The 16,044-nt window shown below is 60.3% G+C and carries 14 protein-coding genes and 1 pseudogene (1 of these 15 cut by a window edge); 2 read left to right on the top strand and 13 right to left on the bottom strand.

The genetic code is table 11. From position 1 onward, the window contains the following. The coding region (locus tag QVP03_RS11350; protein WP_288210784.1) for an MFS transporter at positions 1–729 on the top strand (729 nt) is incomplete at its 5' end. Positions 730–808: 79 nt separating this feature from the next. Here QVP03_RS11350 and QVP03_RS11345 read toward each other — a convergent pair. The 8 genes from QVP03_RS11345 to QVP03_RS11310 all read right to left on the bottom strand — a co-directional run bounded on the left by QVP03_RS11345 (position 809) and on the right by QVP03_RS11310 (position 10,299). Continuing rightward, complete coding sequence (locus tag QVP03_RS11345) at positions 809–1,387, bottom strand: M48 family metallopeptidase (RefSeq protein ID WP_022333541.1); 579 nt, start codon at positions 1,385–1,387, stop codon at positions 809–811. Positions 1,388–1,389: 2 nt separating this feature from the next. Then, on the bottom strand, positions 1,390–3,111 hold the full coding sequence (locus QVP03_RS11340) for a DUF4153 domain-containing protein (protein ID WP_022333540.1): 1,722 nt from the start codon (positions 3,109–3,111) through the stop codon (positions 1,390–1,392). Positions 3,112–3,120: 9 nt separating this feature from the next. Beyond that, entirely contained in the window at positions 3,121–3,852 is a 732-nt protein-coding gene (rlmB, locus tag QVP03_RS11335; protein ID WP_022333539.1) for a 23S rRNA (guanosine(2251)-2'-O)-methyltransferase RlmB, read from the bottom strand. Positions 3,853–3,915: 63 nt separating this feature from the next. Further along, a complete protein-coding gene (abc-f, locus tag QVP03_RS11330; RefSeq protein WP_022333538.1) occupies positions 3,916–5,862 on the bottom strand; it encodes a ribosomal protection-like ABC-F family protein in 1,947 nt (648 codons plus the stop codon). A gap of 129 nt (positions 5,863–5,991) precedes the next feature. Beyond that, a complete protein-coding gene (gene rpe, locus QVP03_RS11325; protein WP_217733874.1) occupies positions 5,992–6,642 on the bottom strand; it encodes a ribulose-phosphate 3-epimerase in 651 nt (216 codons plus the stop codon). 177 nt (positions 6,643–6,819) lie between these two features. Beyond that, positions 6,820–8,016, bottom strand: coding sequence for a hypothetical protein (locus QVP03_RS11320; RefSeq protein ID WP_022333536.1), 1,197 nt, complete (start codon positions 8,014–8,016; stop codon positions 6,820–6,822). Continuing rightward, entirely contained in the window at positions 8,013–8,660 is a 648-nt protein-coding gene (locus QVP03_RS11315; protein WP_022333535.1) for an ATP-binding cassette domain-containing protein, read from the bottom strand. Before QVP03_RS11315 ends, QVP03_RS11320 begins: the two co-directional genes overlap by 4 nt. 70 nt (positions 8,661–8,730) lie before the next feature. After that, a complete protein-coding gene (locus tag QVP03_RS11310; protein WP_022333534.1) occupies positions 8,731–10,299 on the bottom strand; it encodes a DUF4836 family protein in 1,569 nt (522 codons plus the stop codon). A gap of 180 nt (positions 10,300–10,479) precedes the next feature. Here QVP03_RS11310 and rmuC point away from each other — a divergent pair, with 180 nt between their 5' ends. Continuing rightward, complete coding sequence (gene rmuC, locus QVP03_RS11305) at positions 10,480–11,940, top strand: DNA recombination protein RmuC (RefSeq protein ID WP_022333533.1); 1,461 nt, start codon at positions 10,480–10,482, stop codon at positions 11,938–11,940. 150 nt (positions 11,941–12,090) lie between these two features. On the opposite strand, the gene QVP03_RS11300 is transcribed toward rmuC, so the two are convergent. From QVP03_RS11300 to dnaG, 5 genes and pseudogenes are all read right to left on the bottom strand, one after another. Continuing rightward, entirely contained in the window at positions 12,091–12,651 is a 561-nt protein-coding gene (locus tag QVP03_RS11300) for a hypothetical protein (protein WP_022333532.1), read from the bottom strand. A 108-nt stretch (positions 12,652–12,759) separates the two neighbouring features. Continuing rightward, positions 12,760–13,467 (bottom strand): tRNA (adenosine(37)-N6)-threonylcarbamoyltransferase complex dimerization subunit type 1 TsaB, encoded by a 708-nt coding sequence (gene tsaB / locus QVP03_RS11295; RefSeq protein ID WP_055204310.1) that lies wholly within the window; start codon positions 13,465–13,467, stop codon positions 12,760–12,762. Between the two features lie 19 nt (positions 13,468–13,486). Continuing rightward, positions 13,487–14,269, bottom strand: coding sequence for a Cof-type HAD-IIB family hydrolase (locus QVP03_RS11290; RefSeq protein ID WP_022333530.1), 783 nt, complete (start codon positions 14,267–14,269; stop codon positions 13,487–13,489). Further along, complete coding sequence (smpB, locus tag QVP03_RS11285) at positions 14,266–14,730, bottom strand: SsrA-binding protein SmpB (protein ID WP_018695282.1); 465 nt, start codon at positions 14,728–14,730, stop codon at positions 14,266–14,268. Before smpB ends, QVP03_RS11290 begins: the two co-directional genes overlap by 4 nt. 221 nt (positions 14,731–14,951) lie before the next feature. Beyond that, positions 14,952–16,044: pseudogene (gene dnaG / locus QVP03_RS11280) on the bottom strand (DNA primase); it runs 910 nt beyond the window's last position.

Below are 16,044 nucleotides of genomic sequence, written 5' to 3'. Positions count from 1 at the left end.
TACCTGCTGATCCGCGACACGCCCCAGTCGACCGGGCTCCCGCCCATCGAGAAATACCGCAACGACTACCCCAAAAATTACAGCGAGAAGTCGGAACAGGAGCTTACGACGAAGGAAATCTTCTTCAAATACGTACTCAACAACAAGATACTCTGGTATATAGCCTTTGCCAATGCATTCGTGTATCTGGTGCGTTACGGCGTACTGGACTGGGCGCCGACCTACCTGAAGGACATCAAGGGTTATGACATCAAGGATGTGGGCTGGGCCTACTCGGCATACGAATGGGCTGCCATCCCCGGCACGATCATCTGCGGATGGTTGTCGGACAAGGTCTTCAAAGGACGCCGGGCCATCACGACCATGATCTACATGGCACTCGTCGCGGTCTTCGTCGTGATCTACTGGAAAAACATGGACAGCGTACTGCTGGACAACATATCGCTGATCGCCATCGGATTCCTGATCTACGGCCCCGTGATGCTGATCGGCGTACAGGCCCTCGACCTCGCACCCAAGAAGGCCGCCGGGACAGCCGCCGGACTGACCGGATTCTTCGGATACTTCTTCGGCACGGCCATCCTCGCCAACATCGCCATGGGTTCGATCGTACAGCACCTGGGCTGGGACTGGGGATTCATCATGCTGCTCGCGGCGTGCGCACTGGCCTTCCTCTTCATCAGCTTCACATACCGGGAAGAACAATATTTGGTTAAACAACGGAAATAGCGAGGCTTCACGGCAGCCCGAACGGCCGCCGCGGAGCGGATGGTTCCCTTTAATAGGATTGTTATGTTTGGGTGGGGCGTCAGCCCCGAATCGAAAAAGCCTTTAACTCCCGGTTAAGGGCTTTTTCATTGCCCCCGACCAGACGGTCGACCAACGCATGGAACTTCGGGGAATGGTCGTGATGGACGGTATGGCACAGCTCGTGGACGATGACGAAATCGCGCAGGTGTTCGGGAAGCACCATCAGGAAAAGGCTCAGCGAAATGTTGTTCGTCCCGGTACAGCTACCCCACTTCGTACGCGAGGCACGGATCGTCAGTTTGTTGTACTTCAGCCCCGTAATGCGGGAGATCCGCCCGATACGGTCGGGCAGGTCGGCCTTGGCGGCGCGCCGCAGCTCTTCGATGCGGGCTTTCTCCTCGGCAGGAGGCAACTGCGGCGGCAGTGCGGCACGCCGCTGCGCAAGCCGTGCCCGGGCCGCCTCGACCCATCCGGCTTTGCGTTCGAGAAATTCCATCGCCCGCCGCGCGGAAACCCCGTAAGGGAATGACAGGCGGACACACCCCGTCCCGCGCACGCTGATCGAAATGCGGCGTGCGCGGCGCGACTGGGAGAGGACGACCTCACCCAGCCGGGGATGTTCGACGGTCGTAAGCATGCCTAACGGGCCATAATGGCCGAGATATCCACATCGTCGAGGCGAAGCGCAGAATCCCGCCGTTCGATGCTCATACTGGAAAACAGGATCAACAACTCTTCATCCGAATAGGTCAGGAGTTCATCGGCAGCGTTCTCCAGCTCAGAGGGCAGGGGATAATCTCCCTTACCCGCATGCCGCAGTTGCCGCTGCAACAAGGCGGGTGCGGAAATTACGAATTCGGAGCGTTCCGTGCCGAAGTCGATCCGCAGCGTATCATCCTCGAACCGGTAATACGGGATACGGCCCTGGTCGTAACGATTGTACGAAAGATTGGCATACAGCACCCGATACCCTGGGGCAAGGTCGATGCGTCGCACCCCGTCCGGGTACACCGACACCCAGTTGTCATCGGTACGGTAATCGTAGCCGTAGACCACATAATCGCGGAACACATCCGGCACTGCCTCGCGGACTTTGCCGAGCTCCACCCCGAACCGGGCGAAGGCCAGCGTATCATGGTCGGCAACGTAGTCGAGCGCCTCGTAAAGGCGGCGGTAATCCCCGCGCAGCAGGGTGTCGGGAACAAAGGCGTCCAGTTGCAGCCGGCCCTCGCCGTCGAGCATGTTAAGCTGTTTTGCCACACGGACGGCACGGCGCACCTGCGAGCCGGTCGCTATGCGTTGCGGTTCGAGCACAGGCAGGTAGGCCAGAGCCGCAAAGCAGACGAACCCCGCCAGGCCGACGTACAGGTAGCGCCCGGTACGGCGCGAGAGGAACAACAGCACGCAGAGCGTCATCAGCCCGCCGCAGACAAGCAGGTATACGCGCGGTTCGGTAAGCCCGTATTCGTTCGTACGACGCAGGACGCCGATCCAGAACAGCAGCTGCGTAGGCAACGACACCAGGCTGAAACGGTCGAAGAACCAGTCGTACATGCGTTTCTGCAACAACGGCTGCAACGCCTTGACCGCAATGGCCAGCAGCGTGAACCCGAACACCAGATAGGCCACCCCGCCCTCGGGCAAAGACCACGTAACGAGGATCTTGACCATGTAAAGGCAGAGTATGGCGGTGTAGATCAGCAGTGCGGGCGTCACGATATAGTTCAGCAACACGTCGAGGATGCGAGTGCCGCGGCATTCGGCACCGGCCCAACGGTCGTACATCATCAGGAAAAGCACCGGGCCGGCGAAGGTCTCGAAAAGGATCAGCGCATAGATCCAGACATGCTCGATCCAACTCCCTTCGAGCCCGAAGATATAGGTCGTGGAGAAGAAGATGGCGGAGAACAACCCCAGCGCTACATTGGCGAAGAGTGCAGCGAGGATGCCCGAACGCAGCCACACCATGATGTCGTCGACGAACCGCTTGTTGCACACGGCACGGCGGCAGAGCAGCAGCGCCAAGGGCGCCAGGATGCCGAAGGTGATGAACGACGGCTCGCTGGCGAGCCACTCTTCCAGACCTCCCCAGAGCGCGAACGGCACGAAAGGCGCCCAGCATACCCAGTAGACTTTCCGCCACGGCCCCGGCCCCGCAAGGTTATTGAAGGCCAGCGCAACAGCGAAGGCCAGCGGCACGAGCGCCAGCCTGACCAGGATGTCGTCGCTGTCCGTCTCGTAGGCGACCATGCAGCCCACGCAACCGAGGGCAATCAATCCCGCCTCCACAGGGTGCAGGCGCAGCATTTGCAGAAACCCCTCCCGAAGCCACTGCACGTAATGTCCGAGTTTCGCTTTCATGGTTTTCGTTTATTGTCCGATACGCTGGCGCACGACCTCGAAAAGCATCACGGCCGCTGCGGCCGAGACGTTCAGCGATTCGATATGCCCGATCAGGGGGATTGCCAGCTGTTCGTCGCAGAGTTTGAGTACCTCCTTCGAGATGCCCGTATCCTCGGCGCCCATCACCAGGGCCGTAGGCTTGCGGAAATCGGCATCGTAGAGCAGTTTGCGGCTCTTCTCGGTCGCGGCGACGATCTGAAACCCTTCGGTCTGGAGCTGCTTGATCGTATTGCGGATCGACCCCACGCGGCAGACCGGGATCGTCGTCAGCGCCCCGGCCGACGAGCGGATTGCCTCGGCATTCACGGGGGCCGAATTCTTCAGCGGCGTCACCAGACCGTGCGCCCCGGCGCACTCGGCCGAGCGGGCGATGGCGCCGAAATTGCGGACGTCGGTCACCCCGTCGAAGATCACCACCAGCGGCGTCTCGTCCTCGGGCACCCGTTCCAGGATGTCGGCCAGCCCGACATATTCGATGGCCGAAATCTGCGCCACGACACCCTGGTGGTTGCCGCGTGTGAGGCGGTTGAGCTTTTCGACAGGCACCTCCTGCATCCGCACGCGGTGACGGATGCAGAGGTCTTTCAACTCCGTCATCAGCTGCCCTTCGGCACCTTTGCGGATGTAGAGTTTCTCGATCTGGCGTCCAGCCTCGATGGCTTCGGCCACGGGACGTATCCCGAAAATAATGTTGTCCATAGCAGCTTATTTTTCATTTGCCCCGGGGCGGGCGGCACAAGGTTCAGCCGGATTTCCCGGAAATCACTGTTCTTCGACGAGTTCCAGTTCGTACGATGCCTTCTCCCACTCGTGCATCTGATGGTCGTAACGGGCTTTCAGGTCGTTGTAGGCCTTGTAGTCGGCTTCGTCGTAGGCGGTCGCCGCAGCGAATTTCGCATCGTAGGCGGCGATCTGTTTTTCGATTGCGGCAAGTTCCGACTCTATCCCCTCGACCGTCCGGCGCAGCTTGCGCAGCTGTTTCTCCTGCTCCTTGCGCTGCTCGTAAGTGAGTTTGCCGGAAACGGCGGCCTCGGGTTTCGGAGTTGCCTGCAGGGCGGGTTTCTGCGGGGTGTCCCTGCGTTCGACCTCCTGAAGCGATTCCAGCTTCCGCTTTTCGAGGAAATAGTAGATACCCCCGAGGTACTCCTTCACCCCGCCGTCGCGGAACTCATAGACCTTCTGCACCATGCCGTCGAGGAATTCGCGGTCGTGCGACACGACGACGACCGTGCCGTCGTACTTCATGATGGCATTCTTGAGGATGTCCTTCGAACGCATGTCCATGTGGTTGGTCGGCTCGTCCAGTACCAGCAGGTTGCGCGGTTCGAGCATCATGCGGGCCATGGCCAGACGTGCCCGCTCGCCGCCCGAAAGCACCTTGACCTTTTTGTCGATATCCTCGCCGCGGAACAGGAACGCCCCGAGGATATCGCGCAGGCGGGTACGGATGTCCCCTACGGCCACGCGGTCGAGCGTATCGTACACCGTGAATTCGCCGTCCATCAAGTCATCCTGGTTCTGGGCATAGTAGCCGATATTGACGTTGGCACCGAGCCGCACCGAACCTTCGGTCGGCGTCAGTTGCCCGACGAGCATCCGCGCCAGCGTGGTCTTGCCTTCGCCGTTACGGCCGACAAGGGCGATCTTGTCGCCCTTCCCGATGATGAAATTCGCGCCGCTGAAGACATGCTTCGCCCCGAACGACATCCCGGCTTCGTTGATCTCGGCCACGATCTGTCCCGAGCGGGGTGCGGGCGGGAACTTGATATTGAGCGTCGCCAGGTCTTCCTCCTCGACCTCGAGCCGTTCGAGGCGTTCGAGCTGCTTGATGCGCGACTGTACCTGGTTCGACTTGGTGGGTTTGTAGCGGAACTTCTCGATGAACTCCTCGGTCTTTTCGATCATGCGCTGCTGGTTTTCATAGGCAGCCATCTGCTGCGCCCTGCGTTCGGCGCGCAGCACGACGTATTTCGAATAGGAAACCTTGTAATCGGTCGCTTTGCCCAGCGAGAGTTCGATCGTGCGGTTAGTGACGTTGTCGAGGAAAGCTCGGTCGTGAGAGATCAGCAGCACGGCGCCGCTGTAATTCTTCAGGTAATCCTCGAGCCACTGGATCGACTCGATGTCGAGGTGGTTCGTCGGCTCGTCGAGCAGGAAGATCGAGGGACGGCGCAACAGTAGTTTCGCCAGCTCGATACGCATGCGCCAGCCGCCCGAGAATTCGCTCGTCGGGCGTCCGAAATCCCCGCGTTTGAACCCGAGCCCCAGCAGCGTCTTTTCGATATCCGCTTCGCGGGTCTCGCCGCCGAGGATATGGTAGTGATCCTGCGCATCGTTCAGGCGGTGCAACAGCTGCGCATAACCGTCGCTTTCGTAGTCGGTACGCTCCGCGATCTCGCGCGTCAGATGCTCGATCTCGGCCTCGAGGCGCAGCACCTCCTCGAACGCCTTGGCGGTCTCCTCGACGAGCGTCGTCGTATCGGCCACACGCATGGTCTGCGGCAGGTAGCCGATCGTACAGTCGCCGTTCAGGGTCACGCTGCCCGAGGTCGGTTGCTGCTCGCCCGTAATGATGCGCAGCAGCGTGGTTTTGCCCGCCCCGTTCCGGCCGACGAGGCCGATGCGGTCTTTGGGGTTTATCAGGAACGATATGTTGTCGAAGAGCGTCCAGCCCCCGTAACTTACTGTAAGGTTGTCAAGAGATATCATGGTCTGTCTAAAATCACGGCAAAGTTAGTGATTTAATCCGACATATGGTATCTTTGGAGTTCGAAACAAACACAGTCATGGAAAAGTCGGAACGCCACCTGCGGTTCATCCGCGAGGCCGAACGCAGGTTCAGGCGTTGAGCATCCGCACGATTTCGGCCTGCGGGTCTGCGGCACCGAAAACGGCATTGCCGGCAACCAGCACGTCGGCACCCGCCTGATAAACCTCGCGGGCATTGTGCGACGAGATGCCGCCGTCGACCTCGATGACGGTCTGCAAGCCCAGCTCCCGGGCCATCGCCCGCAGGACTTCGATCTTCCCGATCGAAGCCGGGATGAACGACTGCCCGCCGAAACCGGGTTCGACGCTCATCACCAGCACCAGGTCGACCAGCGGGAGGATATCGCGCAGCACCTCGACCGAAGTCGCCGGCTTGATCGACACCCCGGCCTTCGCACCGGCCTTGCGGATCATTTCGATGCACCCCCTGGGATCGTACGTGGCTTCGTAGTGGAAGGTCACGATGTCGGCGCCCGCCTCGGCGAAACGCGCTACGTAACGCTCCGGCTCGACGATCATCAGGTGCACGTCGAGGCACTTTGCGGTCACCTTGCGGATGGCCTTCAGCACCGGGAACCCGAAGGAGATATTGGGGACGAACACGCCGTCCATCACGTCGATATGTACCCACTCGGCCGCACTGCGGTCGACCATCTGCGTGTCGCGTTCCAGGTGGCCGAAATCGGCCGAAAGCATCGAAGGTGCTACGATTCTGTTCATGGTTCGAATATTACTTACGACAAATATAGTCATTTCCCGGCAGTTTCCCATGCTTCGGAGCGGGATTCCGTCCCCGCAAACCCGGGTTTTGGGGTTCGGGGTTGCAGTTCGGGATTCCGAATGCCGGTTCCCTGTCGCACGGTCTTTCCGGGGATTCCGTCCCGAAAGAACTGCCGGTCAGGATCTTTTCCGGTTCAGGGTGTCGATCCTCCGGCGTATCGCAATGCCGTTGGACAGTGAAAGCAGCAATGCAAGCCCTATGCCGCATGCCCATGTAACGCCGACCCCGGAGGGGGCATACCCCTCCTGCAATGCCGCCAGTTCGGGCAGGTACCACATACGCACCAGCCACGACAGCACCACGGCCACGACGAGGACACCCAGGTTGAGCCACAGGGTCAGCAACCAATACGGCCGTGCCACACGCCCCGGTGCATAACCCAGCAGAAGCAGGGTCTCCAGTTTCGCGCTGTTCTTCTGCAAGAGCAGGAAAATGCTCAGCATCAGAATGTAGAAGGACATCACGCTGAACACCAGCCCCACCCCTCCGAGTCCTCCGGCCGCAAGTTGCAGGAAATAGGCAGCCTTCCCGTCGTCACGGCGGTCGCCTTCGGCCTCATAGCCCTTGCCGTCGAGGTAAGCCGAAATCGCGGCATCGACAGGACGGTCGGTCTCGACGATGACCCGCGATGCCTGTTTCTCCCCGCCCTGGCCGAACCGCCCGTTCGACCAGCGGATGAAAGACTCCGGAACGAGGATCGTATTGAGGCGGTTCGACAACCCGACGATACGGCCCCGGAACTGTTCAGTCCGCCCGTTGCCGGCGACCTCGATGCCGAGCGAAACCCGCTGGAATATCCCCTCCGAAATCTGCGGCAGCCCCTGCGACTTGGCAAACCCGTAATTGTAGAGGTTCAGGTAATTGCGCGGGATGATGATGGGGATGTCCCCGTCGCCGGGTTCGTATTTCCACTTCCCGGAGGCGACATCGAGGAAGCGGTCGGGCACCGCCTCGAAAAACAGGTAGGTCGAGAGCTGCACGCCGCCCATGCCCACCGTACCCTTCACCCGGTAGTCCGCCGGCGTGAAAGCCCCGACATCCCGGACGAAAGGCTGTCCGCCCAACTCCTCCAGCTCCCCGGGGGTAAAGTCGCTGCTCCCCAACCCGATCGTCTGGAGCGCGCCGACCCGTTTCGAAAGCACAAGGTAATCGCCCCGCATGAACGAATCGGGGGCATCGAAGACCGGCATGACATCGCGGTAAGCCTGCACCGAGGTGAGCACGATGGTCATGCCCACGACCCCGGCGAGGGCGAAACCTACGGTCTGCGCGACGCTCAGATGGCTGCGCAGCAATTTCCAAAGCAGCGTCATAGCGTAAGGGTTTTATGGTAGGGAAGCCCGAGCCGGCTGCCCACCGAGGTGACGACGATGCCCGCCCCCTGCGCCTGCGCCTCTTCCAGCAACATCCCGGAGAGCAATTCCCCGTTAGCGGCATCGAGGTGGCTGACGGGCTCGTCGAGCAGGATGAAATCGAACGGCTGGCACATGCAGCGAATGAAGGCCACGCGCTGCTGCTGTCCGAAGGAGAGCTTTTCGACCGGGGCATCCCGCTTATCGGCGATACCCGCAGCCTCGAGCATTCGCCCGATCTGCTCCTGCGTCTTGAAATGCGTGAGCTCGTTTTTCAGGCCGATATTCTCCGCGACGGTCAATTCGCCGAAAAGACGCAAATCCTGGAAAAGCATACTCAGCGACCTGCGGCGCAGGCCGCTCCACGCCGCGGCGGAAAAGCCGCGGCAATCCGCCCCGTCGAAGAGTATCTTCCCCGTGTAATCCTCCCGGATGCCGTAGAGGAAGTGGCACAGCGAAGTTTTTCCCGTCCCCGAAGCCGCCTCGAGCAGGCAGTACTCCCCCTTGCGGAAGGTTACCTCCTGCGACCAGACCCCCGAATCCCGCGGGGCTGCCTCCCCCGCGAACACGCAGGGCAGCACCCGTTGCAAAGTTATCGATTCCATACGTTCTTTATTTCAAGGGAAACGGCCGTTCGAATCCCGGACGGCCGTTTCCCATAAACCCCGGAGGTTATTACAGATTTGCCTCCGGCACGTACAGGCGGATCAGCTCGCCGATTTTGTCGCAGATGGTCTTAAAGGAGTTCTGCTCCTTGTCCGTCATATTGACTACGGCAGTTCCGCCCTTCATCGTACCATAGGCTTCCAGGTCTTCGAACATGGCCAGCACGGAGAGCGCGGCCTCGACCTGCGGGTCGACATTCCCGCCGACAAGCTGTGCGGTCAGCGCGTTCACACCCTCGAAATCGACGTAGAAGCTTCCCGACTGGCCCTTGAATATCTTGCTCATCGAAGCCAGCGATTCGATATCCGCACCGTCGAGCGCCGATTTCACAACCGCATCGGTCGTACAGTAGAGCACGTCGCCCTTCACGCCGAACATCACCGTGACGCCGCCCATGCTGATCGTATACTCGCCTTCGCCCGCCTTCTGGATGGGCATGCCGGAGAGGTTGGAGACAATCGTCTGCAACACGGCGGGATCCTTCACCTGGGTCAGCAGCGATGCCACGGGATACCGGTCGGGAGTAATTCCCGAGAACGAAATCACGCAGTCGCCGCTGAAGGCATCCATCACCTGCTTGACCATCGGGTTGGCCATCAGCATACCGTAACCGGGCATTGCGGAGAATACCGAGTACATCTTCTCGCCGTCGAGGCCGTAGGCCATCGCACCGATCGTATTCCGGGGTACGTAGCGCAACAGGGCGCCTGTCTGGGGCTTCACGTAGGCGTAAAAATCCATCATCTTCTGTTCGCTCTCCTTGTCCTTGTACGACACGGCGGCATCGCAAACGATCCGTCCCTTCTCGAAATTGACGGAACTTGCCAGCGTGGCACCCTTGAGGGCTTCCATCATCGGCATCGAACTCATCATCGGGTTGCTATCCATTATCGACACCAGTGCCGAATAGACCATCACCATGTTGATGTCGTTCTTCTCGGAGAGCTGCCCGGCAACGACTTTGTCACCCATCAGGCTCTCGCCGCTCTTCTGGGCAAAGAGTTTCTTAACGGCATCGAGTCCGCTTTGCGACGAACCCTGCGCGAAATAGAGCATGACAGCCACATCGTTGTAGGCGCACAACCCGCTCACGGAGCTGTCCTCGCCCAATGCGATGACCGAGATACCGCCCTCGTTCCGGGGTGCAATGCCGCTTTTCTCGTTGATACGGGCGAGCAGCGCGTCCAGTTTCGCCTTATCGCCGATAGGCAGCAACACACCGCCCCGGACATTCGGGGACTGCATCGCGCCATCCATCGAGATGAAGAAGAACAGGTCTTTTTTCAGGTCGATACCCGATTCACAGGGGTTCTTCAGCAGGGCCAGCAGGTATTCCTTCTCTTCGGCAGTGATGCCATCGGCCTTGTCGAGCTCGGCCTTGAGCCGGATGAAGAGCGGATGCTGCTCGATATCGCCGGCATCGCTCTTCTGCAGAAGCGAAGCGGGGTTGACCGACATCGTCATAAAGGAATCGGCAGGCAGGAAATTGCGGTAATCGGCACTTCCGCCGCAGGAAACAACCAGCATGGACACTGCAGCGAGGCAGGCCAGCTTCAGGGATCGTAACGTTTTTTTCATATTCGAAATTATTTGAATCCGTATTTGGAACAAACAAAGCTATAAAAAAATACGTAACAACCTGCGACATCGGGACTAAAAATTGCGTTGCGGGGCTAAATTAACGCACATGCCTCGGTACGGGGTGTTTTCCGGGAATAAATTGCTATTTTTGCATGGAAACAGACACAAAAACACACGATGACTCCTACCACCCTTTTCATATTGGCCGCTACGTGCAGCCTGGCAGTGCCCGTCGCCCTGTTCCTCGTACTCTGGCGCAGGGACACCCGGCGGCTTGCCGCTGATAACCAAGCCTCCGAAGCCCGCGAGCGCGATGCCACGTCACGGCTGGCGGCGGCCGAAGCCCGGCTGGCCGCCGCGGAACAAGCCTTGTCCGCGGAAAAAGAGTTGCGGCAGCGCTACGAAGGACAGGTGCAGGCGCTGACCGAGCAGCGGACGCGTACCGAAGCGGAACTGGCGGCACTCCGCGCCTCGTCCGAGGCCGAGATCGCATCGCTGCGCGCGAAGAACGCCGAGGATCGCGCGGCCGAAAAAGCCGAGCGCGAAAAGCTGGAGGAGACTTTCCGGGCCCAGTTCCGCAACCTTGCGACCGAGATCCTGGGCGAGCAGTCCAAGCATTTCAAGGAGACCAACAAGGAGTCGCTCGACGTGCTGCTCAAACCCTTCCGAGACAACATCGCCGAATTCCGCAAGCGCGTCGAGGACATCTACACCACGCAGACGGCTCAGCGCGGCGAACTGAAGGCCGAACTGAAAAACCTGATGGAGCTCAACCGGCGCATCACGACCGAGACCACGAACCTGACGAACGCACTGAAAGGCAATTCGAAAGTGCAGGGCGACTGGGGAGAAATGCTGCTGGAAACGATCCTGGACAGTTCGGCGCTCATCAAGGGCATCCACTACGAAACGCAATACAACATCAAGGACGCCGAGGGACACAACCTGCGCCCCGACGTCGTGCTGCACCTGCCCGAGAAGAAAGACATCGTCATCGACTCGAAGGTTTCGCTCACGGCTTTCGTAGGCTACACCTCGGCCGAGACCGAAGAGGAGCGCCGCCGCTACCTCGCAGCGCACACGGCCTCCGTCCGCCAGCACGTCAACGAACTGGGACGCAAGGAGTACCAGCGCCTGCTCAACTCGCCCGACTTCGTCATCATGTTCATCCCCAACGAGCCGGCCTTCCTCGCCGCATTGCAGAACGACGCGGCCATTTGGTCGGACGCCTACGACAAGAAGGTCATCATCTCGTCGCCGACGAACCTTTTCGCCCTGCTCAAACTGGTCGCCGACCTGTGGAAATACAACGACCAGGACAAGAACACCAGAGACATCGCCGCATGCGGGCTGAAACTCTATGAACAACTGGTGGCCTTCACCGGTTCGCTCGAAGGGGTCGGCACGGCACTGGACAAGGCACGCGACGCCTATGACGACGCCTACAAACGGCTCTGCACGGGCAACGACAACATCATCCGCGTCGGGGAACGGCTGCGCAGGACGGCGCGCCTGCAAACCAAGAAACAGCACTCCGCGCGCACGCTTGAAGCCGCCGGGGAGGACGACCTCCCGGGCATCCCCGCCGCCGAAACCGGGGGCGGGAATCCGGTTCCCGGAGCCGGAGGCGAAGAATAACCGAAATGCCCGGCGCGCCAGCCCGGATACCCGGGTACAGAGGAACACGGGGAGGGCAAAGCCCCCTATAACATGCAAAAGCCCGCCGATGTTCGGCGGGCTTTTACATTTCCCGGCAGGAGATTTCCCATGTCGTGCGCAAAACCCGACTCACGGCCTGCTGGATTCCTTCCAGCTTTTGCGCATCCGCACTTCGATCCCCGGCGTTGCGTCGTGCGCCATCGTCTCCACAAGGTCGTCCCACACCTCCTGAACCCAGCCGACACGCTGCCGGCAATGCTTCAGCACCTCGACCGCCCAAATCTTCACGGCGACCTTCGCCCCCGGATCGACTGCCCACCGGGCGGCAGCCTCGGCAATCCGCTCCATATCCCGCACCTCGGGCGTGTAACGCCCCAGCAGGTCGGCCATGACCTTTGCGAAATGGCGCCGGGCGCTGGGATCGGCGCAGGCCGGGAAATCCGTCCGGCAAAACAGGCCGGCATAGGGCATGAACGAATCCGGGGCGTCGAAATAGATCTTTTCGAGCACATACGCACCCCGGAAAGCCACCTTGTGCCCCACGGCACGCGGCAACCCCTCGCAGCGGGAGGTCACCACCTCATACAGCAACCCCACGGCATCCGCATCGCGCACGCGCCGGGCCACCGTGTCGGCAAAATCGGAATAAAACCGCTCCGACAGGCATTTTATCAACTCCGCTTCCGTCATACCGATACACTCCCGCCGAAACCCCGATTCTGTGGGTTCGCCGTACAGCAACCCCGAAAAGCCCCGGGTCTTACGGCCATGCAGGACGCCACAGCATGAAAAACACCGTCAAAACAACTTTTTCTTCGACGTCGTAACGACAAAATCCTTCAGGTAGAAAGGTTCGAAATAGGCGATATCTTCCGTGCATCCCGCATCGAGCGCACGCTGGGCCAGCCGCGCAAGCCCGCGTGCGGAAGGGGCTACCTCGACAAGCACGGCGTCGGGCAGTATCCCGGCGCATTTGCGGGCCCCGCTGCCGAAGATCACGAACGGCCTCCCCTGCGCACGGAAGTGCGCAAAACTCTCCCCGTCGACGACCTCGGCCGAAACCTCGTTAAGGGGCTTTCCGGCCGTATCGAATACCTGCGCATAGACCTCCATGCGGCGGGCATCGACCATCGGGCAGAGGTAGGCATGTTCCCAGTCGGGGACGGAAAGAATTCCGGCTTCGTAATCTTCGAGCGCCACTTCGGCCAGCGCATCGAGCGACCCGACGGCCACCAGCGGCTTACGCACCCCGTAGCACAGCCCCTTGGCGAACGAAACGCCGATCCGCAGCCCCGTATAGGAGCCGGGGCCCTTGCCCACGGCCACAGCATCCAGTTCGTCGGGCGCAATGCCCGTTTCGCGCAAAAGCTCGTCGACGAACACGCCGACCTTGCGGGCGTGGTCGCGCCCTTCGTCGCTCTCGCGCAGCGAAAGCAGCTCCCCGTCCTTTGCAATACCGACCGAACAAACGTCCGTACCGGTCTCGACACATAGAATCAAGCTCATATCTTCGATAAATTCAAACTCAATCGTCCAGAATACCCAGATGCCCCAGCGCCCGGGCAATGCCGTCCTCATCGACCGTAGCGGTCACGTAGTCGGCGGCGTTCAGCGCCTCGTCGCAGGCATTGCCCATGGCAATCCCCACCCCCGCGGCAGACAACATCGCCACGTCGTTGCCGCCGTCGCCGAAGGCCGCGACCTCCGAAGCCCGTAATCCGCAGGCGGACATAAATTCCCTCATACCCGTGGCCTTGTCGATGCCTGCGACATTGATGTCGGCGAAAATCGGGCACCACCGGCTCGCCGCAAGCCCGGGCAACTGCGCCATAACGCGCCGTTCGGTCTCCGTATCCAGATAGAAACACATCTGGCAGCACTCGCTCCGGCCGAAAAGCGCACGGAGGTCGGTCTGCTCGGGCACGGGATGCGCGACCATATGCGCCAGCCGTTCCACCTCGGGCGTCACACGGTTGACGAATACACCGCTCTCCAGTTCCAGCGCCAGCGGGAATCCCATCTGCGAGGAGAGCTCCATGGCGCGTTCGAAATTGGCCCGCGGAATCGGGTGCTGGCTTACCACACGCCCGTCGGCAGCCACACACCGTGCGCCGTTGAGCGACACCACGCCGTCGTAGGGAATCCCCTCGAGCGGAGCGAGGTCGTTCGCCGCACGCCCCGTAGCGATAAAGAGCCGGATGCCCCGCGCATGCGCCCGCACCAGGGCATCGCGTGCCGAAGCGGGTATTTCATGGGTCTTGAAACTGATCAGCGTACCGTCCACATCGAGGAAAACAGCTCGTATCATCGTTTGTAATTTTTCATCGCCTTGTCGATCTCACGCTTGGCATCGTTTTCCTTCAGGTATTCGCGCTTGTCATAGGTCTTCCGGCCCCGGGCCAGCCCGACCACGACCTTGGCCAGTCCCCGTTCGTTCAGGAACAGGCGCAGCCCCACGATCGTGAGGCCCTTGTCCTGCCCCGCACGCTGGAGTTTGTCCAGCTCGCGGCGGTTGAGCAGCAGTTTCCGGTCGCGGCGCGGCGCATGGTTGTTGCAGGTGCCCCACCCGTATTCGGCGATGTTGACACCCCGTATCCACAGCTCGCCCTTGTCGAAATAACAGAACGAATCAGTCAGCGAAGCCTTGCCCGCACGGATGGACTTAATCTCGGTACCAACGAGCACGATGCCCGCAACGTACTCTTCCAGAATCTCATAGTCGAACGTCGCGCGCTTGTTACGGATATTTATCTTTTTCTGTTCACTCATATATTCGGAATCGGCACAATAATTGCCTATTTATTCGCAGGGGTGGGAATCGGTCAAGGTAACTAATTCTTTTATCTTTGATATGTTTTACACATCTTTCTGTTTATTTTCTGTTTGCACACGGTATGCGTAGTGATACGTGTACGACCCGAGACCCGCCCCTTTTTTCTTTTAAAATTCAAACCCCGGCATATTCCCGCCCGGCACTCCGCCGGGCGCGGTCATAATATCAACCGCTGCAATTTCTTTGCAATCGTCACTTTCACCTTGTTGAACCCGGCCAGCCGCTGGATCACCTCGCCGACCTGCTCGTCCGTGAGGCTCTCGTCCGCGAGCTTGGCCTGCCACTCCTTGATATAGCTTTCGATCACCTTCGACTTGTAGAGCGTCACGGCCTTCGGCACCCCTACGGCCAGCATCTCGGCATCGCTCTCGACATGGATGTCCTTGCGCCGCCACAGCTGGCTGGCCACGTAATTGTCGTCCGACGTAAGGATGTCGACCGAGGCGTTGCACACCTCCGGGTCGGGATGGTTCAGGAAAAAGTGCGCCGGGACTTCCACCCCCGTACCGAGAATCTTCCACTGCTCACGGTAAGTTGCCAAAATACTGTTGTATAGCGGATTGCGAAACGTAAGCCCGTCGCTGTCCAGTTCCAGGAAGATCACCTCCGCGACGTTGCACGCCACCATCGTGCGCCCCTCCTTGAACTCGAACGAACAATGGCCGTATTTGAGCAGGTATTTCACCAGTTCGCGTTCGAGCGCCTCGGTGCTGCTCCCTGCCTCGACCTGCTTCACGAATTCCACCTCGGGCTGCGGAGCCTCCGCCTTCCGCAACGCCGTCTGGCGGCGTACGAATTCGTCAGCCTCGCGGTCGCCGGTCGTCGCCATGCGCTTGCGCGCCACCTCCGAGATCAGGATGTTCTCGTCGATGTCCATGATCCGCGCGCACTCCTTGATGTAAACCGACCGCTGGATCGGATCGGGAATCTGCGCGATCGACTGCACCATGTCGGCGATCAGCGCCGCCTTCCGGATCGGGTCGCCCTGGGCGGCCTCCAACAGCAATTTTGCTTTGAAGGCCAGGAAATCCTGCTCGTTGGCCCGGATATATTCCTGCACCTCGGCCGCAGTGTGCGCCCGGGCGAAGGAGTCGGGATCCTCGGGTTCGGGCAGCAGCACCACGCGCACGTTCATCCCCTCCCGGAGGATCATGTCGATCCCGCGCAGCGAAGCGTGGATACCCGCCGAGTCTCCGTCGTAAATGACCGTGATATTTTTCGTAAAACGGTTCAGCCGGCGTATCTGCGTG

Source organism: Alistipes sp. CAG:29 (assembly GCF_000435435.1).
Classification (GTDB): Bacteria; Bacteroidota; Bacteroidia; order Bacteroidales; family Rikenellaceae; genus Alistipes; species Alistipes onderdonkii.
Note: the sequence above shows the minus strand (reverse complement) of the source record. Positions and strands in the feature narration are given on the sequence as shown.

What these genes read in the sequence shown, in the direction of transcription:
- QVP03_RS11345 (WP_022333541.1), bottom strand. Translation starts at nt 1,387, where the DNA reads ATGCTTACGACCGTCGAACATCCCCGGCTGGGTGAGGTCGTCCTCTCC.
- QVP03_RS11340 (WP_022333540.1), bottom strand. Translation starts at nt 3,111, where the DNA reads ATGAAAGCGAAACTCGGACATTACGTGCAGTGGCTTCGGGAGGGGTTT.
- rlmB (WP_022333539.1), bottom strand. Translation starts at nt 3,852, where the DNA reads ATGGACAACATTATTTTCGGGATACGTCCCGTGGCCGAAGCCATCGAG.
- abc-f (WP_022333538.1), bottom strand. Translation starts at nt 5,862, where the DNA reads ATGATATCTCTTGACAACCTTACAGTAAGTTACGGGGGCTGGACGCTC.
- rpe (WP_217733874.1), bottom strand. Translation starts at nt 6,642, where the DNA reads ATGAACAGAATCGTAGCACCTTCGATGCTTTCGGCCGATTTCGGCCAC.
- QVP03_RS11320 (WP_022333536.1), bottom strand. Translation starts at nt 8,016, where the DNA reads ATGACGCTGCTTTGGAAATTGCTGCGCAGCCATCTGAGCGTCGCGCAG.
- QVP03_RS11315 (WP_022333535.1), bottom strand. Translation starts at nt 8,660, where the DNA reads ATGGAATCGATAACTTTGCAACGGGTGCTGCCCTGCGTGTTCGCGGGG.
- QVP03_RS11310 (WP_022333534.1), bottom strand. Translation starts at nt 10,299, where the DNA reads ATGAAAAAAACGTTACGATCCCTGAAGCTGGCCTGCCTCGCTGCAGTG.
- rmuC (WP_022333533.1), top strand. Translation starts at nt 10,480, where the DNA reads ATGACTCCTACCACCCTTTTCATATTGGCCGCTACGTGCAGCCTGGCA.
- QVP03_RS11300 (WP_022333532.1), bottom strand. Translation starts at nt 12,651, where the DNA reads ATGACGGAAGCGGAGTTGATAAAATGCCTGTCGGAGCGGTTTTATTCC.
- tsaB (WP_055204310.1), bottom strand. Translation starts at nt 13,467, where the DNA reads ATGAGCTTGATTCTATGTGTCGAGACCGGTACGGACGTTTGTTCGGTC.
- QVP03_RS11290 (WP_022333530.1), bottom strand. Translation starts at nt 14,269, where the DNA reads ATGATACGAGCTGTTTTCCTCGATGTGGACGGTACGCTGATCAGTTTC.
- smpB (WP_018695282.1), bottom strand. Translation starts at nt 14,730, where the DNA reads ATGAGTGAACAGAAAAAGATAAATATCCGTAACAAGCGCGCGACGTTC.